The following is a 23,014-nucleotide window of genomic DNA, read 5'->3' on the forward strand; positions in this document are numbered from 1 at the left end:
GAAGCATTAGTGGCACTGGCCCGCAAGCTTGCCCGAGTAGTATTCGCCCTGCTGAAGAACCAGAGCGAATACTTACCGAAGGGCATTTAAGGGGTAGCCCTGCACCATAGAATCTCCCACAGTGGTTAGTGGCGTTCACAACACCATTGTGGGAGTTAGCATTAGCCAGCCTGCACTGCGAAAACTATTGATGGCGGTTTTCGAGGCGGCAAGCTTCTTTTTCGATGCCAATGCACTCGACCGGTTCGCCCACGCCTTTCTCGAAACGGCGGGCGTTCATCAACAGGCCTCCCTTGATACCGCCGATGAACGCGAAGGCGCTTTCGCGTGCGCCGGTGTTACGCCCTGATAGATCCACTGCCACGCTGTTGGGTCTGACTTCATATACCCATCCACCGTTTTGTGCTTCCACGACAGCCCAGACCTTGGCTTCGCTATAGTCGCGAAATGCCACAACGACCGATTGAATGTAGGGGGACTCCGGCTGGCTGGCCAATCTGAGAATGGGTGGCAGCGAGTTCCTGCCCCGTAACCCTTGGACAAGCGCATCCGCCCCCTGTACTGGATTGATTGTCTGGGAACCGACCGCCCAGAGGGACTCTTTGCTTTTTACCCACGCCAAACCTTCTGGAGGCGTGATCCGGCTCCATTCTATGCTGACCGCCGCGACCTCCAGTGGGCTTTCATGGCCGGTCGGCTCGCGGTAGTTTTGGTTCGCTTCACAATCGGCAAGGTTGTCTTTCTTGCATGCTTGCCTGATGAACTCGCGCTTGACTCCCCCCGGAAAGCTGATTTCCTGCTCGCTGACAGCTCCACCAGATGCATCCTGGTCAATACCATGAGGGGCTTTGATCTCATACACCCATTCCTTGGCGAAACGTTGGGCGAGACTCTGGTCGCGGGTTGTACTGCTGTAGACCGATTTCCCTGCCCCAGCTCCGTGGCTCCACCAGTCATACATCCACTCGATCACGGGGAAGCCTGCGGCTTTGGGTAAGATCCCGTCTTGGAAGGCCCCGAGTCCCTGATCCGTAGTGTCTCCTCGATAGAGCGTGCCCATGTCGGTACGCCAATGCAACGATGGCTTGGTATCGCGGATCGGCACGCTCGAATCCGCCGCGACCTGAAGCCAGGCGGTATACCACGGCTCCTCTTTTCCATCGGCCCCCCAGGCGTCGGAGCCCGGTTGCCACGCACCCGTCAACGCCACCACCGCAACCGCTGTCGTCCGTATAAAACTGTTATGAGTTGTCATGATTTGATGTCTCATCTGGAGCAGGTGAAGCCCTGTCGAATCACATACGTCATGACTACCTATGCTTCGACGTGACACTTCTCACTTTGGATTCTGCGGGGCACAGCGAGCCGAACCACCGCATCAGTTCTGAGGGTAGATCAAGGCTGGGGGAGGGGATTGCGTTGCGGTTTTTGGACTTGTAACAAAAGGCTGGTCGACACCGCCCTCTGTGGCGAGGGGATTTATCCCCGTTGGGTTGCGAAGCAGCCCTCAAGCCAGGCAATTCGGTGTGTCAGGAAAATTGAGTTGTTTGTTTAGGGGGGCTGCTGCGCAGCCCAACGGGGATAAATCCCCTCGCCACAGGGATCTCATGTGTGGTCGGGGGCTACGGCCGAATCTCGATCATCGTCCCATCCGGCACCAGGCTCCACACCTCGCGCATGTCCACATTGCGCATGGCGATGCAGCCATCGGTCCAGTCCAGCGTATGGAACAACTGCTCAGGGTTCTCTTCCGAATCCGGTGTGCCGTGGATCATGATCATGCCCCCCGGTTCCACGCCTTCGCGGCGGGCGCGGGCGGCGTCGCTGATGTTGGGGTAGGAAATGTGCATCGACAGATAGAACCGGTCGCTGGTCTTGCGCCAGTCCAGCCAATAGAAGCCTTCGGGGGTGCGCTTGTCACCCTCGATCAGCTTGGGACCTTTCTTGGCGCCCTTGCCCAGGGAGATGCGATAGGTCTTGAGCGGCTTGCCGTCGTTGATCAATTGCAATTGATGGGCGGACTTGAGCACCAGCACTTTTTCGATGACCTTGCCGTTGTAGGCTCCCACCGCAGAGGCCTGGGACATCGCAGTGAACGACAGGCAGAACAGGACAAGCAACCAGCGCATTGAAACGATATCCCTAGAAAGTGTTGTGGCTATATTGGTTTTTCAAGTATTGGCAGGCTGAGCCAGCGGTGGAATCGATTCGGATCGCACGGGGTAATCTTCGGCCCGGCGGTCCGCGTAGAAATATTCCAGGGTACGGGCCACCGTGCGGAAAGCCAGTTCATCCCAGGGAATGTCCGCTTCTTCGAACAGCTTCACCTCCAGGCTCTCGGGCCCGGCGGCGAAATCCTCATCCACCAGTTCGGCGCGGAAGAATACATGTACCTGGCTGATATGCGGTACGTCAATCAGCGTATAGATGCTCAAATTTCGCACCCGGGCGCAGGCTTCTTCGGCGGTTTCGCGCACGGCGCCCTGTTCGATGGTTTCGCCGTTCTCCATGAAGCCCGCCGGCAGCGTCCAGTAACCGCGCCGCGGCTCGATGGCGCGGCGGCACAACAGGACTTTACTGCCCCAGGTCGGTACGCAACCGGCCACGATATTGGGGTTCTGGTAATGGATGGTGTGGCAGGTGTCGCAGACAAAACGCAGGCGCGAGTCGCCTTCGGGTATGCGCTGGGTCACCGGGTTACCGCACTGGCTGCAGAATTTCATGCTTGGATTCCTGAATGCTGCGCCTATCTTGGCGGTGCGGGCCGGTGTCGGCAAGTTGTCGTTTCGCGACACGACGCGGTGCGGGGGTTGGGCCGTTTGAACGATTGGTGCATGATGCAAGGTAGCGAATAAATCGAGAAGTCTCATGCTGGACGAGCTACTGCATCGAGTAAGCAACCATACCCCGCACGATCTGCAGGCCGACCGACGTTTCCCTGAAGCCGCGGTGCTGGTGCCGATTACCCGCAGCGATGAACCGGAACTGGTACTGACCCTGCGCGCCAGCGGGCTCTCGACCCATGGCGGCGAGGTGGCGTTCCCCGGCGGGCGCCGCGACCCTGAAGACCCGGACCTGATCTTCACTGCCCTACGCGAAGCCGAGGAAGAAATCGGCCTGCCTCCCGGCCTGGTGGAAGTGATCGGCCCCCTCAGCCCGCTGATCTCGCTGCACGGCATCAAGGTCACGCCTTTTGTTGGAGTGATTCCGGACTACGTCGAATACCAGGCCAACGATGCCGAGATCGCTGCGGTGTTCAGCGTACCACTGGAGTTTTTCCGCAAGGATCCGCGCGAACACACGCACCGGATCGATTACCAGGGCCGCAGTTGGTACGTGCCCAGCTATCGGTTTGGCGACTTCAAGATCTGGGGCCTGACGGCGATCATGGTCGTGGAGTTGGTCAACCTGCTGTACGACGCCGAAATCGACCTGCACAAACCGCCCAAGAGTTTCATCAATACCTGACGCCCCGAGGACTCTCATGAAATACCGCCTGGGCGATGCCCGTGTCGAAACCCACCCCCAGAGCTGGGTCGCGCCCAACGCCACGCTGGTGGGCAAGGTCCGCCTCGAAGAGGGCGCCAATGTCTGGTTCAACGCCGTGCTGCGCGGTGATAACGAGCTGATCCTGATCGGCAAGAACAGCAACGTGCAGGACGGCACGGTGATGCACACCGACATGGGCTATCCGTTGACCATCGGCACTGGCGTGACCATCGGCCACAACGCCATGCTCCATGGCTGTAGGGTGGGCGACTACAGCCTCATCGGCATTAACGCGGTGATTCTCAACGGCGCGAAGATCGGCAAGAACTGCATCATCGGCGCTAACTCGTTGGTCGGCGAAGGCAAGGAAATCCCCGACGGCTCGCTGGTGATGGGCTCGCCCGGCAAGGTGGTGCGCGAACTGACCGAGGCCCAGAAGAACATGCTCGAGGCCAGCGCGGCGCACTATGTGCACAACGCCCAGCGCTACGCCCGCGACTTGGTCGAGCAGGAACAATGAGTGCCCCTGAGCGCCCGGTTCCTTCGCCCTGCGTGAACATCTGTGCGCTGGACGATGACGACATCTGCACCGGTTGTCAGCGCACCGTGGCGGAAATCACCCGTTGGAGTCGGATGGACAATGACGAACGACGCGGGGTTCTGGCGTTGTGTCATGAAAGGGCCAAGGCCAGTGGGTTGATGTGGATGTTGCCAGTGAGGCGCTGATACCCGTGTGTGCGTACTAAACGCTGGAGCACATACCTGTGGGAGCAAAGCTTGCTGGCGATGCGCACCCAGGTCTTCAGGTGGACCGCATGAACGTTCATCGCGGGCAAGCCTTGCTCTCACAGGTTTGGCTCCCACAGATATTGCTCCCAAGAACCTTTATTTCAGCGACGCCATCGATCCAAACCCACCACCCCCAGCGCAATACCGACGAACCCCGCCAATATCCCCCCGGCATTGATGAACACCTGTGGATAACCCAGGTTCGCCACGTCCATGAAAGGGTAGGGGTACGCCGCCAGTAATTCCCCCCGCAGCAGGAGCCACGCGAAGTACACCACCGGGTAAATCATCCACAGCCCGATGTGCTTCATGCGCAAGGTGCCCTTGGGCACGCATAACCACCAGTAGGTAACGAACAGCAGCGGCATCACGTCGTGCAGCAATTCGTCGGCCACGAACTGCCAGCCTTCGGGCTGCCACAGATGTCGCAGCAGCAGGTTGTAGGCCAGGCCAACCAGGGCGATGCTCACGGTAATGCCGCTGCTGACCCCCGGCTGCAAAAACCAGCGCCGGGTCGCTGACTCTCGGTGGATCAGTTCCCAGGTCAGCACCACGGCCACCAGAGTGTTGGTCAGCACGGTGAAGAAACTGAGAAAGTTCACCAGGCCGCCCAGCAAGCTCGCGCCCAGTTCCCAGCGGCCGAGCAGGATCAGGTACAACTGGATGCTCAACGCCGCCCAGCCCAACAGTGCCGCCACCGACACGAAGCACTGTCGTAGCGCCGGGCGCCGGCGGATATCCCTACCCATGGCTCAGACCGGTCGTTTGGTGCGCATTAGCTTGATGTACAGCCGCTCGACTTTCTCCCGCGCCCACGGCGTCTTGCGCAAAAAGGTCAGGCTCGATTTGATGCTCGGGTCGCTCTTGAAGCAACGAATGTCGATGCGCTCGGCCAGACCCGACCATTCGTAGTGCTGCACCAGGGCGTTGAGGATCTGCTCCAGCGTCACGCCGTGCAGCGGGTTGTTACTGAATTCGGTCATGGGAGGCCTTCGCGCAAAGAGGTGTAAAGCCGCGCACCTTAGCCGAGGTGCCCGCGTGGTGGAAGCATAGCCTTCGTCGGTGGGAGTGAGAGCGAGGAGGCATAGCGCACTGTTACCGAATCCGAAATGATCCATGTCAGTAAAAGCCCTTTCTCTATTTGTAACAGGACATTATCCTTGCGCCGCCAGCTGAAACGCTTCTTCTGCCGTGCCAAAGCCTCGGCGTTCAGTGAATCCCCTAAAAAAGATCAAGAATTCCTTCTCTATGCTCGATGTTCAGACTCTGCAAGACAGCGCTGTCCGGCGCCGTATTGCCGCCAGAAAGCCCCTTCACTTGATGGCCAGCCTTGGCGTCTTGGGCATTGCCACCGGCGCTCAGGCCGCTCCCGCGTTCGATAGCGACTCACCCTGGATGCTGGGTGACTGGAACGGCACGCGAAGCGAACTTGCGGAAAAAGGCTACAACTTCAAGTTCGATTACACCGGCGAAATGGGCAGCAACCTGCACGGCGGCTACGACCATGACCGCACCGCTCGCTACAGTGACCAGTTCGCCTTCGGCGCGCACCTGGACCTGCAGAAAATCCTCGGTTGGCACGCCGCCGAGTTTCAACTGACGGTCACCGAGCGCAGCGGCAATAACATCAGCAACGACCGGATCAACGACCCGCGTGTTGGCGGTTTCACTTCCGCCCAGGAAGTCTGGGGCCGTGGCCAGACCTGGCGGCTGACGCAGATGTGGTATCAGCAGGCATTTTTCGATGACCGGCTCGATATCAAGGCCGGCCGTTTCGGTGAGGGCGAGGATTTCAACAGCTTTCCCTGCGACTTCCAGAACTTGGCGTTCTGCGGCTCGCAAGTGGGCAACTGGGTGGGTGGTGTCTGGTACAACTGGCCGGTCAGCCAATGGGCGCTGCGGGTCAAGTATCACCTCACGTCTGAGCTGTACGCCCAGGTCGGGGCTTATGAACAGAACCCATCGAACCTGGAAACCGGTAGCGGCTTCAAGCTCAGCGGCAGCGGCACCCAGGGCGCGGTAGTACCCGTGGAGCTGGTGTGGTCGCCCAAACTCAATGGTCTGCCGGGCGAATACCGCGCCGGTTATTACTACAGCAGTGCCAACGCCACCGATACCTACAAGGATCGCAACGGCCAGCCGGCCGCTCTGAGCGGCGAGGCGTATCGCAGCGCGTCGAGCAAGCATGGCGTGTGGCTGGGGGCGCAACAGCAACTGACCAGCGTCGCCAGTGACCATTCCCGCGGTCTGAGTGTGTTCGCCAACGCCACGATGCACGACAAGAAAACCAACGCCATCGACCACTATGTCCAAGCCGGTCTCGTCTACAAGGGGCTGTTCGACGCCCGCGCCAGGGATGACATCGGTTTTGCCCTGGCCCGGGTTCACGTCAACCCGGCTTACCGCAAGAACGCCGAGGCCACCAACCAGGCCCGCGCCCTCCAGGATTACGACAATCCGGCCTTTTTGCCACCCCAGGACACCGAGTACAGCGCCGAGTTGTATTACGGCGTACACGTGACGAACTGGCTGACCGTGCGCCCGAACCTGCAGTACATCCGCCATCCGGGCGGTGTGGACAAGGTCGATGACGCGTTGATTGGCGGGGTCAAGATTCAGTCGTCGTTCTAGTCAGTGCCACAAAAAACCTGTGGGAGCGGGCTTGCTCGCGATGGCACATCCAAATCGATGTCGACTGTCATTCCGCTATCGCGAACAGGGTCGCTCTCACAAGGGGCCGCTTCAACCCAATTACTTTTTTCAACTGAACCATGCCCCTTCAAGATCGTCATCTACAGTGACTACTTGTGCGGGACTCTTTAAAACGTCACGGAGAAACACACTATGAGCACTGAGGGTGCTTTGAGTCGAAGCCGTTTGCTACCGAGTTTGCTCGGCATTCTGCTTCTATTGATGGGCCTGGTCCTGTTGGCCGGGGGAGTCAAGCTGAGCACGCTTGGCGGCTCGCTATATTACCTGCTGGCCGGTATCGGCCTGGCGTTGAGCGGTGTATTGCTGATCATGGCCCGCCGCGCGGCCCTGGGTCTGTACGCGCTGGTGCTGTTCGCCAGCACCGTGTGGGCGTTGTGGGAAGTGGGCCTGGACTGGTGGCAACTGGTGCCGCGCCTGGCGATGCTGTTTGCCCTGGGCATCGTCATGTTGCTGCCGTGGTTCCGTCGCCCGCTGTTGACCGCCGATGCCTCGGCCATGGGAACCCGTGCATTGGGCGCCGCCGTGGTCATTGCTGGTATCGTCGCGCTCGCCAGCCAGTTCACCAACCCGGGTGAAATAAACGGCCAACTGGACCGCGACAGCGTGCCGGGCATGGTCAACACCGCACCGGCCATGCCGGACGGCGACTGGAACTCCTACGGGCGCAGTGCCCATGGCGACCGCTATTCGCCGCTGGCACAGATCACCCCTGAGAACGTCAGCCAACTGGTGCCGGCCTGGACCTATCGCACCGGCGACCTGCCAGGGCCGAACGACCCGGGTGAAACCACTGCCGAAAACACCCCGCTCAAGGCCAACGGCATGCTCTACGTGTGCACGCCTCACAGCCAGGTGATTGCCCTGGAGCCTGAGACGGGCAAGGAAATCTGGCGTTTCGATCCGAAGCTTTCCACGCAAAAAGCGGAAAACTTCAAGGGTTGGGCCCACATGACCTGCCGTGGCGTGACCTATCACGATGACGCTGCGTACGCCTCCGCCGAGCAGAGCCCGACCGGCACTGCCAGCACCACGCCGGCCAGTACCGTATGCCCGCGGCGGATCTTCCTGCCAACCGCCGACACTCGCCTGATTGCCCTTAACGCCGACACCGGCAAGATGTGCGAAGACTTTGGCGACAAGGGGCAGGTCGACCTGACCGCCAACATCGGCGGTTTCACGGCCGGCGGTTATTACTCCACGTCGCCACCGGCGGTCACCCAGAACCTGGTGGTGATCGGTGGCCACGTCACCGATAACGTTTCCATCGACGAGCCAAGCGGTGTGATTCGCGCCTACGACGTGCACACCGGCCAATTGGTGTGGAACTGGGACAGCGGCAACCCGGACGACACCACACCGATTGCCGAAGGCCAGACCTACACCCGTAATTCGCCGAACATGTGGTCGATGTTCAGCGTCGATGAAAAACTTGGCATGCTCTACCTGCCGATGGGCAACCAGACTCCCGACCAGTTCGGTGGCATGCGCACCCCGGAATCGGAAAAATACGCCGCCGGCCTGACGGCGCTGGACATCGCCACCGGCAAGGTGCGTTGGTACTTCCAGTTCACCCACCACGACCTGTGGGACATGGACGTCGGCGGTCAACCGACCCTGATGGACATGAAGACCGCCGATGGCGTGAAACCCGCCGTCCTGGCTTCGACCAAGCAGGGCAGCATCTATGTGCTGGACCGCAGCAATGGCCAGCCGATCATCCCGATCAAGGAGATCCCGGCACCCCAAGGCGCGGTGGAAGGTGACTACACCTCGCCAACGCAGCCGATGTCCGACCTGAACTTCGTGCCGCCGGTCCTCAAGGAACGCGACATGTGGGGCGTGACCCCGTTCGACCAGATGCTCTGCCGGATCGACTTCAAGTCGCTGCGCTATGACGGCATGTACACGCCGCCGTCGCTGCAAGGTTCGATCGTTTACCCGGGTAACTTCGGCGTGTTCGACTGGGGCGGCATTTCGGTGGATCCGGTGCGCCAGATCGCCTTCATCAACCCGAGCTACATGGCGTTCAAGTCGAAACTGGTGCCGGCGGCCGAAGTGGCTGGTGGCCCGGGGCGCAAGAGCGAAACCGAAGGCGTGCAGCCGAACAAAGGCGCGCCCTATGGTGTGATCCTCGAAGCGCTGCTCTCGCCCATGGGCCTGCCTTGCCAGGCGCCTGCGTGGGGCTATGTGGCGGCGGTGGACCTGACCAACAACAAAACCCTGTGGATGCACAAGAACGGTACCGTGCGTGACAGCTCGCCGGTACCGATCCCGCTGAGCATGGGCGTTCCGAGCCTGGGTGGCACATTCACCACCGCCAGCGGCCTGGCGTTCATGAGCGGCACCCTCGACCAGTACCTGCGTGCCTATGACGTGAAAAACGGCAAGCAACTGTGGGAAGGCCGCCTGCCAGCCGGCGCCCAGACCACGCCGATGACGTACACCGGCAAGGACGGCAAGCAATATGTGCTGGTTGTGGCCGGTGGTCATGGCTCCCTGGGCACCAAGCAGGGTGATTATGTGATCGCCTACAAACTGCCGGATTAAGCCAAACCTGCGACCATGAAAAAGGCGACACCCTTGCGGGTGTCGCCTTTTTCTTTAGCCCGCAGGACGCAATCCCGCGGGCGCAAGCTACTCAGTTTTTACAAGTCGATCTTGACGGCCTGGGAAGCCCGGGTCGCCTTGGCGCGGGCGGCTTCGATGGATTTGTCGCGGGCCAGGGCCACGCCCAGACGGCGCTGGCCGTTGACTTCCGGTTTGCCGAACAGGCGCAGGGCGGTGTCCGGTTCGCTCAGGGCCGCGCCCAGGTTGGCGAAAGCGGTCTGGGTCGATTGGCCTTCCACCAGGATCACCGCCGAGGCCGAAGGGCCGAACTGGCGGATCAGCGGGATCGGCAGGCCGAGAATGGCGCGGGCATGCAGGGCGAACTGCGACAGGTCCTGGGAGATCAGCGTGACCAGGCCGGTGTCGTGGGGGCGCGGCGAGACTTCGCTGAACCACACCTGGTCACCCTTGATGAACAGCTCGACGCCAAACAGGCCGCGTCCCCCCAGGGCTTCGGTCACCGCCTTGGCGACGCGCTCGGATTCGGCCAGGGCCGCCGGGCTCATGGCTTGTGGCTGCCAGGATTCCTGATAGTCGCCCTTTTCCTGACGGTGGCCGACCGGCGCGCAGAAGGTGGTGCCGCCGACGTGACGCACGGTGAGCAAGGTGATTTCGTAGTCGAAATCGATGAAACCTTCGATGATCACCCGGCCCTTGCCGGCACGGCCGCCTTCCTGGGCGTAGTCCCAGGCTTTTTGCACGTCATCGGTACTGCGCAGCAGGCTCTGGCCCTTGCCCGAGGAACTCATCACCGGCTTGACCACGCACGGGAAACCCAGGGTTTCAACGGCCTTGCGGTAGTCTTGCACGGTGTCGGCGAAGAAGTACGGCGAGGTCGGCAGGCCCAGTTCTTCGGCGGCCAGGCGACGAATGCCTTCACGGTTCATGGTCAGCTGCGCGGCACGGGCCGTCGGGATCACGGTGAAGCCTTCGGCTTCCAGTTCCACCAGGGTGGCGGTGGCGATGGCTTCGATTTCCGGCACGATGAAATGCGGCTTTTCGGCCTCGATCACCGCACGCAGGGCGGCGCCGTCGAGCATGTTGATCACGTGGCTGCGGTGGGCCACTTGCATGGCCGGCGCGTTGGCGTAGCGATCCACGGCAATCACTTCGACGCCCAGGCGCTGCAGCTCGATTACCACTTCCTTGCCCAGCTCGCCGCTGCCACACAGCAAAACGCGGGTCGCGGTGGGCGACAAGGGGGTTCCGATACGGGTCATCTGAAGGTCCTCAAACAGGAGCGGATCATCGGGGCACGCGCGGGCGAGCTTCCCATGGGGGAGAAAGCGCGGCATTTTACATGAACCGCGTCAGCCGGCGACGGCCTGTTTGCGCAGACGCCAGGCCATGATCAGCCAGACGGCGGTCACCCCGGCGAATTTCGAGAGCAGGGCCGTGATCACCACGGCGGGCGTCAGGGCGTCGATCAGGCCGAAGAAGATGAATGTGTCCAGGGGGATGCTCAGGGCCGAACTGATCCACAACCGGTCATGGAGCGGGCGCTTGGTGATCGTGAACACCAGCCAGTCGATGCACTCGGACACGGCGAACGCCGTGGCGCTCGCCAGGGCGATGGTTGGGTCCGAGGTGACGTAGGACAACACCAGCGCCACCAGCATCGCCGCGATGGCGCCGTGGCCGAAACGGGTCTGCACCATGTCCCGCAGGATAAACACCAGGCCGCCCCAGGCCGACCAGATAATGTCCAGGTGCGGCGCGGCGGAAAAGGCGAAGTTGATCAGCACGACGCTGCTGATGTAGGCGAGCAGGAAAAGCATGGGGCGGGGTACCTGGTGGTGACGGATAAAGTATTAAAGGACAGCGATAGCCCCTGTGGCGAGGGAGTTTGCTCCCGCTGGGCTCTGTAGGCGCTGGCGAAGCCTGCGATCTTTTGATCCTGAGCTTTCGCTTGTGACTCAACTGTCTGGGACAAGATCGCAGCCTCGTTGCACTCGACAGCTCCTCAGCCGGCGTGAGTCCCTCAATCCTCCTCGCTGTCATCCAACTTCCAATACCCCACCGCCTTCACAAAATCCTGGTCCAACCCTTTCTCCTCCAGCAGCACCTTGCGAATCTGCCGCGACACCTTGCTCTCGGTCGCGACCCAAGCGTATAGCTTGCCGCCGGGCATTTCCAGCTGTTGCACGGTTCGCAGCAGGTTGTCCTGGCGGCCCTCGCGCAGTACCCAGATCACGTGAACCTGCGCCGGGCTTTGGAGCACTTGCTGCTCGGCGCCGTTTTCCACTTCCAACACCACCAGGGCCCGCCTGTTGGGTGCCAGGCCTTCGAGGCGGCGGGCGATGGCGGGCAGGGCGGTTTCGTCGCCGATCAACAGGTAGCTGTCGAAGATGTCTGGCACGATCATCGAGCCCCGGGGCCCGGCGATGTTGAGGTATTGCCCTGGCGCCGCCTGGGCCGCCCAGGTCGAGGCCGGGCCGTCGCCGTGAAGCACGAAATCGATGTCCAGCTCCAGGGTGTCCAGGTCATAGCGGCGTGGGGTGTAATCGCGCATCTCGGGCATCGGGCCCTGGGCCTTGTCGGCGCTGGGGGTGAAGTTTTCCAGGGCCGCCTGTTCCTCGGCGTTCTGCGGGAACAGCAATTTCACATGGTCGTCCGTGCCCAGGCTGGCGAACCCGGCCAGTTCCGGCCCGCCGACGGTGATGCGGCGCATGCGTGGGGTCAGGTCCTCAACCCGCAACACTTGCAGGCGACGGCGTTTGATCTCGTGGCTGACACGGTGAATGGTGTTTGGATCGACTTCGGTCATTGGCTTGACTCCGAGACTGGTGGACGGTCGGGGCCGTCGGCGATGGCTTTGGCGGTGGCGTCGAGCAGGTCGCGCACCCGCCGGATTTCTTCCGGGCTCCAGTGGCCATGGTGCTTTTGCAGGGCATGGCGCAGGTTATACACCGCTTCATGGATCTGCGGCGGACGATCATGGCCGCGCAACGTGCGCCTGCTGATTTCAATGCGTGTACGCACCTCCTCTATCGCTTCGGCCTGGTCCTCAAGGGATAGACGTCCGACCTCGGTCACGCTGTAGCATTTTTTTCCATCTTCGACGCCGCAGATAACCAGGGCGTTCACTTCCAGGAAGGTCAGGGTCGGGTAGATCACGCCGGGGCTGGGGCTGTAAGCGCCATCGAACATGCTCTCGATCCGGCGAATCAGGTCATAGCCGTGGCAAGGCTGTTCGGCAATCAGCGCCAACATCAGCAGCTTCAGGTCTCCAGCGGCGAAAACGCGTGGGGCTCGGCTGGTACGTTCACGGCCTGCCGACTGACGTTCGAAACCGTCGTGTTCGCGGTTGGAGGGGGAATAAGGGATTGCCATAGGCTGTTCTCCATTCTGCAAAGATGTAACTGAAATATATTTTTTTATATGAGATATATCGTTGAGATATATCTTTGTGGTTGGATGTTTTTTAATTAGATATATCTAATCTGGTTGTGGGTAGCTTGTAATTTAATAAGACCATACCTGAATTAGGTTGGCAGGCGGCCGATGGAGTTTTTTGGAGTTTTTTCTTGACCTTGAGCAATGCCGCGGCCTTGCCGTATATGTAGGTTGTTTCTGACATCCAACTTAGTATTCATAGAAAACATGGTGTTTTTTCGCGCATTCGGATGTCGAACGTACTACGAGCATGTGGGAAAGAGCCTGCTTTTTTTTAGTTGAAGAGAACCGATCATGCCCGGCGTTGGAAGTGCAGCCTTACAACTTGTTGTCGGGCCGCAATTGCAACCTTTCTCTATTACTGCTATGAACAGGTGTTAACGACATGCTCAAACAATTCGTAACCGGTGCTTCGCTGGCTGCCGCCGCCCTGACTTCCTCGCTGGCATTCGCAGCCGATGACGCACGTTCGGCTATTCACATCACTGCGAACATCCCGACCCAGCAGTTCCACGTGCAACCGCGCAACCCGGACTTCGGTAAAGATGAAGTCATGAGCTACAACACGGTCAGCGGTACGTTGACTTCGTTGCGCCAGACCTATGACGTGAAAAACACCGAAGGTTCGGTACACGCCTACATCGAAGGTGGCCCGGCCGCCCTGTACAACGGTAGTAACTCGATTGCCCTGACCACGGCCTTCAACGGCGTCACCCTCTCCGCCCTCCCTCAGGAAGTGGTGGACGATGCAACGTCCACTCCGGGTACCCAGGCAGACATGACCATCGTTCCGGCCAAGCCCCTGGATACCCAGAATGGCCTGTACACCGCTGACATGACCGTCATCTTCGACGCTGTGCCTCGCGCTAACCTGTGATGTCATTCGATGCCCGCTGAGGTTTACCTCTTTCCTTCGGGCATTACTGCAAGCCGACCGGTCCTCCCCAGCCGGTCGGCCTGCACCTGCAACGCCCTGATAGCTCGCTGATTAGAGAGTCCGTTGATGTTTCCGATGACACCCATCGCGGGTGCGCTCGCACTATTGTTGTGTGCGAACGCATTAGCCGCGCCGACTGCCCCCGGTACGACACCAAGAAGCCTGTTATCCCAGGCCAAGGGCCTGCCGGCGGAATTCGAATCCCACTTCTTCGATGTGCCCCTGGCGGTTCGTGTTGAGGTCAATCAACAGTACCTCGGCGAAGCCATGGTGGTGTTGACACGGGACGACCGCGTTACGTTGCTTGAATTCACCGAGACCCAGGAGAGTTCAATCACAACCGCCGAGCGCGAGCAATGGGAGCAGCATCTCAAGCAAGGACAGGCGCTGGGTGCATGCGAAGGCAGTTGCCCATCAGGCCTGCTTGCCGTGCACTACAGTCTTGAAAATTCATTGGTGTCGATCCTGACCCGGGATGTGGAGCGCTCGACCGAGACCAAACGCTATTACGATCAACCCGAGAGCGGCAGCCTGGGCCTGATCTTCAACAACCAACTCAATATCAACGGTGGCCAGGAACAGGACACCGGTGGACGTTATGGCTTGAATGCCAATTCGAGCCTGGGCAACTGGAGCCAGTCGCTCGACTTGCAACTCTCGCGCCTTGGTGGCCCGGACGACAAGGTCTATCACGCCATCCATGAGCTCTATACCCAACGAGAGATGCAAGGCACTTTTTTTCGCCTGGGGTATTTCACGCCCAGCTCCGATGGCTTGAATCGCCAGATTCGTTCGTTCGGCGCCAACCCCGACACCGCACTGGGGGTGATGTACGGCAGCTCCGACAGCCTGGTGATCGACAATCCAAAACCCAGCGTCTACCCCGTTTACGTCACCGCCAGTCGCCAGGCTTCGGTGGAGATTTACCGCAACGGTTTGTTGATCAACACCCAGGCGGTCAGCGCTGGCTTGCAGAGCCTGGACACCCGCCCGTTGCCTGGCGGTATCTACGAAGTGGAAGTGCGGCTGATCGAGGACGGGCAAACGACCGCCACCAGCCAGGAACTGATCTACAAACCCAGTAACTGGAGCAACGCCGAGAACCGCTGGCGCTACAACCTGTTCGCCGGGCGCGAAACCCGGCTCTGGAGCAACTGGGAAGAGCAACCCTCAGGTTTCACGACGGCGGGGTTAGGCGTCAACTATTTGCTCCATCCGCGGGTGATCCTGGGCGCTTCCACGCGCCAGGTGCAGGACAAACTGCAAGTGGGAACTTCGGTGGACTGGACGCTGGCGACCAGCACCAGCCTGTACGCCAACGTCTATCAGACCCAGCAATACGGCACCGGCCTGGACCTGCAAGGTTTGTACAGCTACGGCCAGGGCAGTGTGGTGGCCAGCCATAACCGCAGTTGGCTGGACACCCGTAACACCTACGAAACCCTGCCGGATGGCACCCGCATTCGTCAGCGCAACGTATACGTCGGCCAGACCAGCAATTCATCACTGTCGGTCAATCATCGCTTGAACAACAAGACCTCCCTCAACGGACGGCTGGCCTACAGCGAAGGCAATATCCAGGGCACCGGCCTGGACCTGGGCTGGACCCAGCGTTTCACTTTGCGCGGCAGCGATGCCAACTGGCGGTTGTCGGTGTTCGACCGTCCCGGCACTTCGAGCACCGGCGACAAGCGCAATCGCGGCCTGGACCTGAGCGTCAGTATCGCCCTGGGCGGGCCCGGCGAGTACTGGTCGGGCAGCGTCGGCACGCGCACTTCGCGCGACGGTGCGCGGGACAACAATGCCTCGCTGTCCTATCGCCGGGATCTGCAAGACCACGTACTGCAAAGCGTCTCCGCCACGGCACTGGCCGACACCTATGGCGTGGGCCTGTCGGGCATTGCCAGTTTCCAGACCGAATCACTGTATGGCGACGGCTTCGTCCAGCGTTCGTCCTACAACGACAACCTCACCGGCGGTCTGAATCTGAGCAGCACGGTGGCCGTGGGCGGCAGCAAAGCAGCTTTTACCGCCGAGCCCCATGGGCGCGGCGCGGGCATGATCGTCGATGTCGAAGCCGACGTGGACGACGTGATCCTGCGCGCCGATGACTTGACCGGCGGCAGCACCACCCTGCGTCCCGGCCGCAACTTTGTCCCCATCACCGCTTATAAAAACAGCATGGTCACTTTCGACTTCGAAGGCGTGCACCCACCAGCGGCAAGCATTGAGCCCTCGCGCACCCGTTATCACTTGAACAAGGGGGGCGTGGACTACCGCAAGATCAGCGTGATGAGAACCGTGACGGTGCTGGGTCGCCTGCTGGACGACCAAGGGCAACCGCTCAAGGGCCATCACGTGATCAACCACGCCAGTCGCGGCGTCAGTGAGGCGGACGGGTTTTTCTCCATGGAAATGAATGCCGGTGCGCCCACCCTGGAAGTGCGTTATGGCAGCGAGTTGTTTTGCCGGTTCCGGCTTGACCCGGACGGTGCCCAGCGAGAGGGCGATGTGTTGATGATCGGTGATTTGCGGTGTACGCCGGATACCTTGGCCGACACGACGGTGGCCGAGGCTGACAGTGCGAAACAGCGCTCATGAGACCGTGGGAGCAAAGCTTGCTCCTGAAACTGTGGGAGTAAAGCTTGCTCGCGATGAACGATAACGCTGTTTACCTGAAGAGCGAGGCGCCTGCATCGCGGGCAAGCCTTGCTCCCACAAGTGAATTGCTCGCCTACCTATTTGCAGCGATTTGTCTTGATTGTATGAGGTTGTATAAATGAAACCCTTATCGGTTGCAGTGCGCAGCGTGGTCTCGGTGGTGCTGTTTTCGTGCGTGCCTGTGGCCAATGCTGTGAGCCGGGATATCACCGCCGTATTCAGGCCTGACCCTTCGAAACCCCAGGAGAATACGTTTCTCAATACCACGCCGGTCAGTGGTTATTGCGCTAGTCATCCGAATGAGTGTGGGACCGCAAGGATGTTCAGTATCCGATTGCCCATTAAGTCCAACTCTATTAGTCCTATTCAGGCCAATCATGGAGAAAATCGGCAAGGTGCGATGTTTAAAGTGCCTGCCGCTTGGCGTAGTACACAAGTGACTCATTCAGGGACGGGTGAAACTGAAATTGTTGAAGTACGCTTTTCCGGTATCGGTTCGAGATACCGAATTCCTGGCGGCGTCGTTGATTTGGTAGGGGGCGGTGTGGAACCAGGCACCGCTCATCGGAGATTATGGCGCGGTTCTTCTTGGGTTAATGCACCTACACCCTGTCGGTACAGTGGAGTGGGCTTTTATAGCGCTACCGATTACGAGTTTTTCTGGAAGGCTCCGACAGAGGAAGCGTGTGCCAAACCAGCCCTTTATCTGATCCCAAGTATGAGCTACACCCACCTGGACTTTGCGTACGAACTGCGCACCCCCAATCCTTTGAAGATGTCCTCCGGCCAATATACGGGGACGCTGACCTACACCGTTGGCCCAGGACAGGACCTTGACTTGGGGGATGTCATGATCCCCAACGACTCCATAATCACGCTCAATTTAAAACTCGACGTCGAACACACCCTTAAGGTGGATGTCCCCCCCGGCGGCAACCGCGTCGAGCTGGTCCCCCAGGAAGGCTGGCAATCCTGGCTGAACAGCGGGCGCAAACCGACCCGGCTGTTTCGCGACCAGCGTTTCCATATATCGGCGTCTTCACGTTTCAAGATGGGGCTTGAATGCCAGTACATCAGCGGCAATACCTGCGCAGTCTCTGAAACCGGTAGCGGTCATCAAGTGTCGGTGAATGTCAGCGTGACCTTGCCTGAGGGCTTGACCGACGGCGCCAATCAACCGGTCAACCGCCGGCCTCTGCTGCACGACGGCAGCGGCACCGAACTGTTCCAACCGGGTTACTACGTGGATCGCAAGTCAGCGATGTTGCATTTCGAAGTGGGCAGCAATGGTGTCGAGCAGATGCTCGACCACGGCGCAAAGGCCTACACCGGCAATGTCACGGTGATTTGGGATTCGGAAGTTTAAAAGGAACGGCTCTACTCAGGACGACGAAGGGATATGGAGTTTTATTCGATGGGACGACTACCTGCTGCAGTAAATGGAACGTTTGCGATGTATTTGTTGGCAAGCATGCCCGTGGCCAATGCCCTGACCCAAGACATCAGCGCACTATTCAGGCCCGATCCGTCAAAACCTCAGGAAGTCGCCTTTCGTAATACCACTCCGATGAGTGGCTACTGCGCTGAAGTTCCTTCGCAATGCCAGGCATGGAATATGTTCAGTGTGCGCTTGCCGCTGAGTATCAATTCCGTCAAGGCCATTCAAGCCGAGCATGCTGACGTGCGGCAAGGGGCCATGTTTCAGGTGCCCGCCAATTGGCGAACGGCGCAAATCAGGCATTCAAGTACGGGTGAAACCGAGTTCGTCCAAGTGCGTTGGGTCGGGATAGGTTCTCGCTACCAATTCCCGGGCAGTGTCGTCGACCTGGTGGGGGGCGGTGTGGACCCCAGCACTGCGCATACCCAGCTGTGGACCACCAGTTGGGCATACCCCCCGGCAGCGTGTCAGTACAGCGGGTTCAGCCGTGTGGGGGAGAACTATTACGAGTTCTTCTGGCGCACGCCAATGGAAACCGTGTGCGCAAAAAAGGCCCAGTACCTGATTCCCAGCATGGCCTATCAGTACGTGGACTTCGCTTATGAACTGCGTATGCCCAACCCCATGAGAATGAGTGCCGGCCAGTACACGGGTGATGTGACGATTAGTGTCGGGCCGGGGCGAGAACTGGACACGGGTGACGTGATGTTACCCAGCGATTCGGCCATCACGCTCAATTTCCTGCTCGACGTCGAGCATACCTTCAAGGTGGACGTCCCTCCGGGCGGAAACCGCGTGGAGCTGGTGCCTGATGCCGGTTGGCAAGATTGGCTGAACAGCGGTCGCAAACCGACCCGGTTGTTTCGCGATCAGCGTTTTCATCTCTCGACGTCCTCACGTTTCAAGATGGCGCTCGAGTGCCAACACATCAGTGGCAACACCTGCGCGATCGCCGAAACCGACACCGGGCATACCGTCCCGGTGGATGTCCGGGTCACCTTGCCCGATGGCCTGGCTGACATCGGCGGCCAGCCGATCAATCGACGGCGCCTGTTGCGCGACGGCAGTGGGACGGAGTTGGTCCAGCCCAATGCCTATATCGATCGAAAGCCGGCAAGCCTGCATTTCGAAGTGACCCAGTCCAGCGTCGAGCAAATGCTCGCCGCTGGCGCGAGGACCTACACCGGCAACGTCACGGTGATCTGGGATTCGGAAGTTTGAATGGCGTCAGGGGCCGACAGTATTCAATAAATTGTGATCAACACATGAGGTTCAGCAGTGATGAAGTACGTATTGGCGTGGATGGGGTTTTTTCTGTTTTGCAGTATGGCCCAGGCGGGGCCGCAGATTGGGGTGGGGGTGGTCTACGACTACCTCGACGGCGACAAAAGCACCTACATGAAACGGGTGTTCAACGGCGGGACGTCCACGGCGTTCGTCAAGGTCAATATCCTGGAAATCATCTACAACGAGGATGGCACCTACCAGGAAGTGCCGCTGCGGAACCAGGCCAGTGCCCAGGCCAGGGACGGCCTGATGGCCAGCCCGGCACGGCTGATCATACCGGCCAACGGTGTACAGGGTACGCGGTTGCTGTTCATGGGCAATCGCGACAAGGAGCGTTATTTCCGGGTGCGTTTCGTGCCGGTAGTGCCGGAAGCGGAAGACGAATTCGCCATCAGCCCGGAGGAACGCGAAGAATACAAAAAGGAACGCGTGGCAGCAGGGGTCAAGGTCCTGGCGGGCTACGGCACGGTGTTCTTCGTGCGACCCAAGCAGCCCCGCTTCGACACAGTGATCGATGACGACGCCAGTCGCTACCTGATGCGCAACAACGGCAACAGCGTCCTGGTGATCGATGAGTTCAAGGATTGCGCCGCGAAGAAAGAAAACGACTGCCGTCCGACCACCAAACACCACGTCATGGCCGGCCGGACCTTTTCGTTCGACAAGGAGGCGGGTCGCGAATACCGCTTCACGCTGATCGAAGGTAGCCAGACCAAGGCTATCGAGATCAAAGGTTGACGATCTGCGTCACTGAATCGTCGTTAACGCCAAAGGTAATCGATATGTTCAAGACACTGCTACGCCCCCTCGCATTGACCGCTCTGATTTTGCCCTACGCTTCAGCCTGGGGGGCGGTCGAGCGGGAAACCTTCGAGCTCTATGTGACCATTCCCACGATCGATTTTTTTGTGCTGCCCCTCGACCCGCAGTTGGTCCAGCGTGAACAGCGTTTGCCTTTCAGCACCATCACCGGAGAGCTCAGCCCATTGCGGGCGACCTACGAAGTAAAAAACACCATTGGTTCGATCGATGCGCGCCTGACCGAAGAAGCCTACCTGTCCAATGGCCGTGATCGAATCGACCTGCGGGTGAGCTTCAACAACGTCCAATTGACCGTCGATTCGACGCCGGTAGTGCCGGCAAATGAGGCTCGTCCCGGGCGCCAGGTGCCGCTGGAGATCGCGGCGATCAGACCGGTTGGCGAGGACTATAAACCCGGCGACTACTACGGCACGGTGCATATGGTGTTCGATGCCGTTGCGCCGTAGGGCTGCCGTTCTTCATCTGGAATTGGACCATGGACGCCAATCGGACGGGGAACGGTGTTCAGGGACGGCATTCTTTCGCCACGGATCGGCATCCACTACGTTTAGATACTAAAAAGGAAGCAAGCATGTTTAAAGAAATGATGGTGGGTTTCGCGCTGGGCGCAGCTGCGCTGAGCCCTTCGCTGGTACTGGCCGCCGATGACGCACGTGCGCCTATTCACATCACGGCGAACATTCCCAACAAGCAGTTTCATGTACAGCCACGCAATCCCGACTTCGGCAAGGATGAGGTCATGTACTACGACATCGGGAGCAATCGGTTGAGCTCTGTGCGCCAGACCTTTGATGTGAAGCATACCGATGGCTCGGTCCATGCCTACATTCAGGAGGACAGGGCCTACCTGGACAATGGCTTGGACCGTATTCCGTTGCGTGTGATGTTCAACAATGTGCGCCTGGACGGTGTGCCGCAGGAAGTGGTGGACGATGCCTCGTCCACGCCAGGTACTCAGGCAGAGATGCTCATTAGTGCTGACGCTATGTCTGTCGATCGCTACCCAGGCTTGTACACCGGCGACTTCACCGTGATCTTCGATGCGGTGCCCCGCGTTCATCTGTGACGTGCGTCATTGGTGTGCCACCAACGGCTTGAACGGGGTATGACTGCCCGGTTGTAAATAGGCCGACAGGAACGGTGCCATGCCCTTGAGCCCCTGTACGAGCAATGCCGAGGTGAACTTGAAGTTCTGCGCCGAGGCCCCTGGGACGTAGGCGGTGAGCGCGCCGAAATGACTGTCGCCGATGAAGAACACGAATGTGGCGGTGAGGTTGATCGACGTTGACCGCAAGGGCAGTGGGGCGTCGCCGGCGCTGCCGATAGCGGTGTCCAACGAAGGTATCAAAATGATCGAACGGATAACGGACTTGCCGGCAGCGCTGATGGATGTCCAGGAGTGTTTCGATTTCGAGACGGCGTTTGCCGAGACTGGACGAAGCAGCGCTCAAGAGACCCGTAGGAGCAAAGCTTGCTCGCGATGAAGGATAACGCCGTTCACCTGAAGACCGAGCGTCTGCATCGCGGGCAAGTCTTGCTCCCACAAGTGAATTGCTCGCCTACCTATTTCCAGCGATTTGTCTTGATTGTATGAGGTTGTATAAATGAAACCCTTATCGGTTGCAGTGCGCAGCGTGGTCTCGGTGGTGCTGTTTTCGTGCGTGCCTGCGGCCAATGCCTTGACCCAGGACATCAGCGCACTGTTCAGGCCTGACCCATCGAAACCCAATGAGAATACCTTTCTCAATACCACGCCTATCAGTGGTTACTGCGCAGATAGACCGTCGGACTGCAGGGCGACAGGAATGTTCAGCGTTCGATTACGTCTCTCTGCCAATGCGATCAGTCCTATCCAGGCGAATCATGAAGATCCTCGGCAAGGTGCGATGTTTAAAGTGCCTGCCAGTTGGCGTCCGGTACAAGTTACCCATACGGGGACGGGCGAAATAGAAACTGTTGAAGTGCGCTGGTCCGGCTTAGGGTCGAGACAATCGTTCTCCAATAGTGTGATCGAATTGGTAGGTGGAGGCGTGGGCTTGAGAAGAGCCCACGAGATGTTGTGGAGAGGTCTTGATTGGGTGTATGCGCCTTCGCCATGTCAATACAGCGGTGTTTCACTCTATTCCGTTACGAGTTATGCCTTTTTCTGGAAGGTGCCGAGAGAAGGCGTATGCGGGAAAATGGCCCAACACTTGATCCCTGTCGGAGTCATGAGCTACAGCTATCTGGATTTTGCCTACGAACTGCGCACCCCCAAACCACTGAAAATGTCATCCGGCCAATACACCGGGTCGCTGACCTATAGCGTTGGACCGGGGCAGGACATTGACCTGGGCGATGTCATGATTCCGAATGACTCGGCGCTCACTCTCAACTTCAAACTCGACGTCGAGCACACCCTCCAGGTGGATGTCCCCCCCGGCGGCAACCGCGTCGAGCTGGTCCCCCAGGAAGGCTGGCAATCCTGGCTGAACAGCGGGCGCAAACCGACCCGGCTGTTTCGCGACCAGCGTTTCCATATATCGGCGTCTTCACGTTTCAAGATGGGGCTTGAATGCCAGTACATCAGCGGCAATACCTGCGCAGTCTCTGAAACCGGTAGCGGTCATCAAGTGCCGGTGAATGTCAGCGTGACCTTGCCTGAGGGCTTGACCGACGGCGCCAATCAACCGGTCAACCGCCGGCCTCTGCTGCTCGACGGCAGCGGCACCGAACTGTTCCAACCGGGTTACTACGTGGATCGCAAGTCAGCGATGTTGCATTTCGAAGTGGGCAGCAATGGTGTCGAGCAGATGCTCGATCACGGCGCAAAGGCCTACACCGGCAATGTCACGGTGATTTGGGATTCGGAAGTTTAAAAGGAATTGCTCTACTCA

The 23,014-nt window shown here is 59.4% G+C and carries 23 protein-coding genes and 1 pseudogene; 13 read left to right on the top strand and 11 right to left on the bottom strand.

Annotation, left to right across the window (positions count from 1 at the left end; all coding sequences use genetic code 11):
• Positions 1-184: 184 nt before the first annotated feature.
• The 3 genes from AACY31_RS26190 to AACY31_RS26200 all read right to left on the bottom strand — a co-directional run bounded on the left by AACY31_RS26190 (position 185) and on the right by AACY31_RS26200 (position 2,723).
• Positions 185-1,255: a scabin-related ADP-ribosyltransferase gene (locus AACY31_RS26190; protein WP_339493036.1), complete on the bottom strand. Its 1,071-nt coding sequence runs from the start codon at positions 1,253-1,255 to the stop codon at positions 185-187.
• Positions 1,256-1,622: 367 nt separating this feature from the next.
• Positions 1,623-2,129, bottom strand: coding sequence for a L,D-transpeptidase family protein (locus AACY31_RS26195; protein WP_339483389.1), 507 nt, complete (start codon positions 2,127-2,129; stop codon positions 1,623-1,625).
• A gap of 42 nt (positions 2,130-2,171) precedes the next feature.
• Positions 2,172-2,723, bottom strand: a complete 552-nt coding sequence (locus tag AACY31_RS26200; protein ID WP_339483390.1) for an NUDIX hydrolase — start codon at positions 2,721-2,723, stop codon at positions 2,172-2,174.
• A gap of 145 nt (positions 2,724-2,868) precedes the next feature.
• Here AACY31_RS26200 and AACY31_RS26205 point away from each other — a divergent pair, with 145 nt between their 5' ends.
• Genes AACY31_RS26205 through AACY31_RS26215 form a run of 3 tightly spaced genes read left to right on the top strand, consistent with a single transcriptional unit; the run spans position 2,869 to position 4,215 of the window.
• On the top strand, positions 2,869-3,468 hold the full coding sequence (locus AACY31_RS26205) for a CoA pyrophosphatase (protein WP_339483391.1): 600 nt from the start codon (positions 2,869-2,871) through the stop codon (positions 3,466-3,468).
• Between the two features lie 16 nt (positions 3,469-3,484).
• Positions 3,485-4,009, top strand: coding sequence for a gamma carbonic anhydrase family protein (locus AACY31_RS26210; protein WP_339483393.1), 525 nt, complete (start codon positions 3,485-3,487; stop codon positions 4,007-4,009).
• Positions 4,006-4,215: a DUF1289 domain-containing protein gene (locus tag AACY31_RS26215; protein WP_339483394.1), complete on the top strand. Its 210-nt coding sequence runs from the start codon at positions 4,006-4,008 to the stop codon at positions 4,213-4,215. Before AACY31_RS26210 ends, AACY31_RS26215 begins: the two co-directional genes overlap by 4 nt.
• Positions 4,216-4,379: 164 nt before the next feature.
• Here AACY31_RS26215 and AACY31_RS26220 read toward each other — a convergent pair whose 3' ends face one another.
• Together AACY31_RS26220 and AACY31_RS26225 are read right to left on the bottom strand one after the other, a co-directional pair.
• On the bottom strand, positions 4,380-5,027 hold the full coding sequence (locus AACY31_RS26220) for a Pr6Pr family membrane protein (RefSeq protein ID WP_339483395.1): 648 nt from the start codon (positions 5,025-5,027) through the stop codon (positions 4,380-4,382).
• 3 nt (positions 5,028-5,030) lie between these two features.
• Complete coding sequence (locus AACY31_RS26225; RefSeq protein ID WP_339483397.1) at positions 5,031-5,261, bottom strand: VF530 family protein; 231 nt, start codon at positions 5,259-5,261, stop codon at positions 5,031-5,033.
• A gap of 265 nt (positions 5,262-5,526) precedes the next feature.
• Between AACY31_RS26225 and AACY31_RS26230 the strand changes: the two genes are divergently transcribed.
• Entirely contained in the window at positions 5,527-6,909 is a 1,383-nt protein-coding gene (locus tag AACY31_RS26230) for a carbohydrate porin (protein WP_339505366.1), read from the top strand.
• A 213-nt stretch (positions 6,910-7,122) separates the two neighbouring features.
• Positions 7,123-9,537 (top strand): glucose/quinate/shikimate family membrane-bound PQQ-dependent dehydrogenase, encoded by a 2,415-nt coding sequence (locus tag AACY31_RS26235; RefSeq protein WP_339483400.1) that lies wholly within the window; start codon positions 7,123-7,125, stop codon positions 9,535-9,537.
• Between the two features lie 98 nt (positions 9,538-9,635).
• On the opposite strand, the gene purT is transcribed toward AACY31_RS26235, so the two are convergent.
• The 4 genes from purT to AACY31_RS26255 form a co-directional block, all read right to left on the bottom strand.
• Complete coding sequence (gene purT, locus AACY31_RS26240) at positions 9,636-10,817, bottom strand: formate-dependent phosphoribosylglycinamide formyltransferase (protein ID WP_339483402.1); 1,182 nt, start codon at positions 10,815-10,817, stop codon at positions 9,636-9,638.
• Positions 10,818-10,907: 90 nt separating this feature from the next.
• Positions 10,908-11,375 carry a preQ0 transporter gene (locus AACY31_RS26245; RefSeq protein WP_077507439.1) on the bottom strand — a complete coding sequence of 156 codons (468 nt, stop codon included), beginning with the start codon at positions 11,373-11,375 and terminating at the stop codon, positions 10,908-10,910.
• A gap of 203 nt (positions 11,376-11,578) precedes the next feature.
• Positions 11,579-12,364, bottom strand: a complete 786-nt coding sequence (locus tag AACY31_RS26250) for a siderophore-interacting protein (protein WP_339505368.1) — start codon at positions 12,362-12,364, stop codon at positions 11,579-11,581.
• Entirely contained in the window at positions 12,361-12,930 is a 570-nt protein-coding gene (locus AACY31_RS26255) for a PadR family transcriptional regulator (protein WP_339483406.1), read from the bottom strand. The genes AACY31_RS26250 and AACY31_RS26255 overlap by 4 nt, the downstream gene beginning before the upstream one ends.
• A gap of 448 nt (positions 12,931-13,378) precedes the next feature.
• Between AACY31_RS26255 and AACY31_RS26260 the strand changes: the two genes are divergently transcribed.
• The 7 genes from AACY31_RS26260 to AACY31_RS26290 all read left to right on the top strand — a co-directional run bounded on the left by AACY31_RS26260 (position 13,379) and on the right by AACY31_RS26290 (position 21,204).
• Positions 13,379-13,870, top strand: a complete 492-nt coding sequence (locus AACY31_RS26260) for a CS1 type fimbrial major subunit (RefSeq protein WP_339493038.1) — start codon at positions 13,379-13,381, stop codon at positions 13,868-13,870.
• 126 nt (positions 13,871-13,996) lie between these two features.
• The gene (locus AACY31_RS26265; protein ID WP_339505370.1) at positions 13,997-16,531 is read left to right on the top strand and encodes a CS1-pili formation C-terminal domain-containing protein; all 2,535 of its coding nucleotides are present in this window, start codon (positions 13,997-13,999) and stop codon (positions 16,529-16,531) included.
• A 178-nt stretch (positions 16,532-16,709) separates the two neighbouring features.
• The gene (locus AACY31_RS26270) at positions 16,710-17,957 is read left to right on the top strand and encodes a hypothetical protein (RefSeq protein WP_339505372.1); all 1,248 of its coding nucleotides are present in this window, start codon (positions 16,710-16,712) and stop codon (positions 17,955-17,957) included.
• 87 nt (positions 17,958-18,044) lie between these two features.
• Positions 18,045-19,250 (top strand): hypothetical protein, encoded by a 1,206-nt coding sequence (locus AACY31_RS26275; protein ID WP_339483412.1) that lies wholly within the window; start codon positions 18,045-18,047, stop codon positions 19,248-19,250.
• Between the two features lie 60 nt (positions 19,251-19,310).
• Positions 19,311-20,054 carry a molecular chaperone gene (locus AACY31_RS26280; RefSeq protein ID WP_339483414.1) on the top strand — a complete coding sequence of 248 codons (744 nt, stop codon included), beginning with the start codon at positions 19,311-19,313 and terminating at the stop codon, positions 20,052-20,054.
• 44 nt (positions 20,055-20,098) lie between these two features.
• Positions 20,099-20,584: a CS1 type fimbrial major subunit gene (locus tag AACY31_RS26285; RefSeq protein ID WP_339493040.1), complete on the top strand. Its 486-nt coding sequence runs from the start codon at positions 20,099-20,101 to the stop codon at positions 20,582-20,584.
• A 125-nt stretch (positions 20,585-20,709) separates the two neighbouring features.
• The gene (locus tag AACY31_RS26290; RefSeq protein ID WP_339483416.1) at positions 20,710-21,204 is read left to right on the top strand and encodes a CS1 type fimbrial major subunit; all 495 of its coding nucleotides are present in this window, start codon (positions 20,710-20,712) and stop codon (positions 21,202-21,204) included.
• A gap of 6 nt (positions 21,205-21,210) precedes the next feature.
• On the opposite strand, the pseudogene AACY31_RS26295 reads toward AACY31_RS26290, so the two are convergent.
• Positions 21,211-21,465: pseudogene (locus AACY31_RS26295) on the bottom strand (hypothetical protein); the annotation flags it as partial.
• A gap of 120 nt (positions 21,466-21,585) precedes the next feature.
• Positions 21,586-21,831, bottom strand: coding sequence for a hypothetical protein (locus AACY31_RS26300; RefSeq protein ID WP_339493042.1), 246 nt, complete (start codon positions 21,829-21,831; stop codon positions 21,586-21,588).
• On the opposite strand from AACY31_RS26300, the gene AACY31_RS26305 reads away from it, so the two are divergent.
• Positions 21,743-22,996, top strand: coding sequence for a hypothetical protein (locus AACY31_RS26305; RefSeq protein ID WP_339505374.1), 1,254 nt, complete (start codon positions 21,743-21,745; stop codon positions 22,994-22,996). The genes AACY31_RS26300 and AACY31_RS26305 overlap by 89 nt on opposite strands.
• Positions 22,997-23,014: the final 18 nt, after the last annotated feature.

Origin of the sequence: Pseudomonas sp. RL_105y_Pfl2_101 (assembly GCF_963970585.1) — a bacterium.
GTDB lineage: Bacteria > Pseudomonadota > Gammaproteobacteria > Pseudomonadales > Pseudomonadaceae > Aquipseudomonas.

Coding starts and splice junctions, on each gene's coding strand:
- AACY31_RS26190 (WP_339493036.1), bottom strand. CDS start 1,255: ATGACAACTCATAACAGTTTTATACGGACGACAGCGGTTGCGGTGGTG.
- AACY31_RS26195 (WP_339483389.1), bottom strand. CDS start 2,129: ATGCGCTGGTTGCTTGTCCTGTTCTGCCTGTCGTTCACTGCGATGTCC.
- AACY31_RS26200 (WP_339483390.1), bottom strand. CDS start 2,723: ATGAAATTCTGCAGCCAGTGCGGTAACCCGGTGACCCAGCGCATACCC.
- AACY31_RS26205 (WP_339483391.1), top strand. CDS start 2,869: ATGCTGGACGAGCTACTGCATCGAGTAAGCAACCATACCCCGCACGAT.
- AACY31_RS26210 (WP_339483393.1), top strand. CDS start 3,485: ATGAAATACCGCCTGGGCGATGCCCGTGTCGAAACCCACCCCCAGAGC.
- AACY31_RS26215 (WP_339483394.1), top strand. CDS start 4,006: ATGAGTGCCCCTGAGCGCCCGGTTCCTTCGCCCTGCGTGAACATCTGT.
- AACY31_RS26220 (WP_339483395.1), bottom strand. CDS start 5,027: ATGGGTAGGGATATCCGCCGGCGCCCGGCGCTACGACAGTGCTTCGTG.
- AACY31_RS26225 (WP_339483397.1), bottom strand. CDS start 5,261: ATGACCGAATTCAGTAACAACCCGCTGCACGGCGTGACGCTGGAGCAG.
- AACY31_RS26230 (WP_339505366.1), top strand. CDS start 5,527: ATGCTCGATGTTCAGACTCTGCAAGACAGCGCTGTCCGGCGCCGTATT.
- AACY31_RS26235 (WP_339483400.1), top strand. CDS start 7,123: ATGAGCACTGAGGGTGCTTTGAGTCGAAGCCGTTTGCTACCGAGTTTG.
- purT (WP_339483402.1), bottom strand. CDS start 10,817: ATGACCCGTATCGGAACCCCCTTGTCGCCCACCGCGACCCGCGTTTTG.
- AACY31_RS26245 (WP_077507439.1), bottom strand. CDS start 11,375: ATGCTTTTCCTGCTCGCCTACATCAGCAGCGTCGTGCTGATCAACTTC.
- AACY31_RS26250 (WP_339505368.1), bottom strand. CDS start 12,364: ATGACCGAAGTCGATCCAAACACCATTCACCGTGTCAGCCACGAGATC.
- AACY31_RS26255 (WP_339483406.1), bottom strand. CDS start 12,930: ATGGCAATCCCTTATTCCCCCTCCAACCGCGAACACGACGGTTTCGAA.
- AACY31_RS26260 (WP_339493038.1), top strand. CDS start 13,379: ATGCTCAAACAATTCGTAACCGGTGCTTCGCTGGCTGCCGCCGCCCTG.
- AACY31_RS26265 (WP_339505370.1), top strand. CDS start 13,997: ATGTTTCCGATGACACCCATCGCGGGTGCGCTCGCACTATTGTTGTGT.
- AACY31_RS26270 (WP_339505372.1), top strand. CDS start 16,710: ATGAAACCCTTATCGGTTGCAGTGCGCAGCGTGGTCTCGGTGGTGCTG.
- AACY31_RS26275 (WP_339483412.1), top strand. CDS start 18,045: ATGTATTTGTTGGCAAGCATGCCCGTGGCCAATGCCCTGACCCAAGAC.
- AACY31_RS26280 (WP_339483414.1), top strand. CDS start 19,311: ATGAAGTACGTATTGGCGTGGATGGGGTTTTTTCTGTTTTGCAGTATG.
- AACY31_RS26285 (WP_339493040.1), top strand. CDS start 20,099: ATGTTCAAGACACTGCTACGCCCCCTCGCATTGACCGCTCTGATTTTG.
- AACY31_RS26290 (WP_339483416.1), top strand. CDS start 20,710: ATGTTTAAAGAAATGATGGTGGGTTTCGCGCTGGGCGCAGCTGCGCTG.
- AACY31_RS26305 (WP_339505374.1), top strand. CDS start 21,743: ATGAAACCCTTATCGGTTGCAGTGCGCAGCGTGGTCTCGGTGGTGCTG.
- AACY31_RS26300 (WP_339493042.1), bottom strand. CDS start 21,831: ATGTCCTGGGTCAAGGCATTGGCCGCAGGCACGCACGAAAACAGCACC.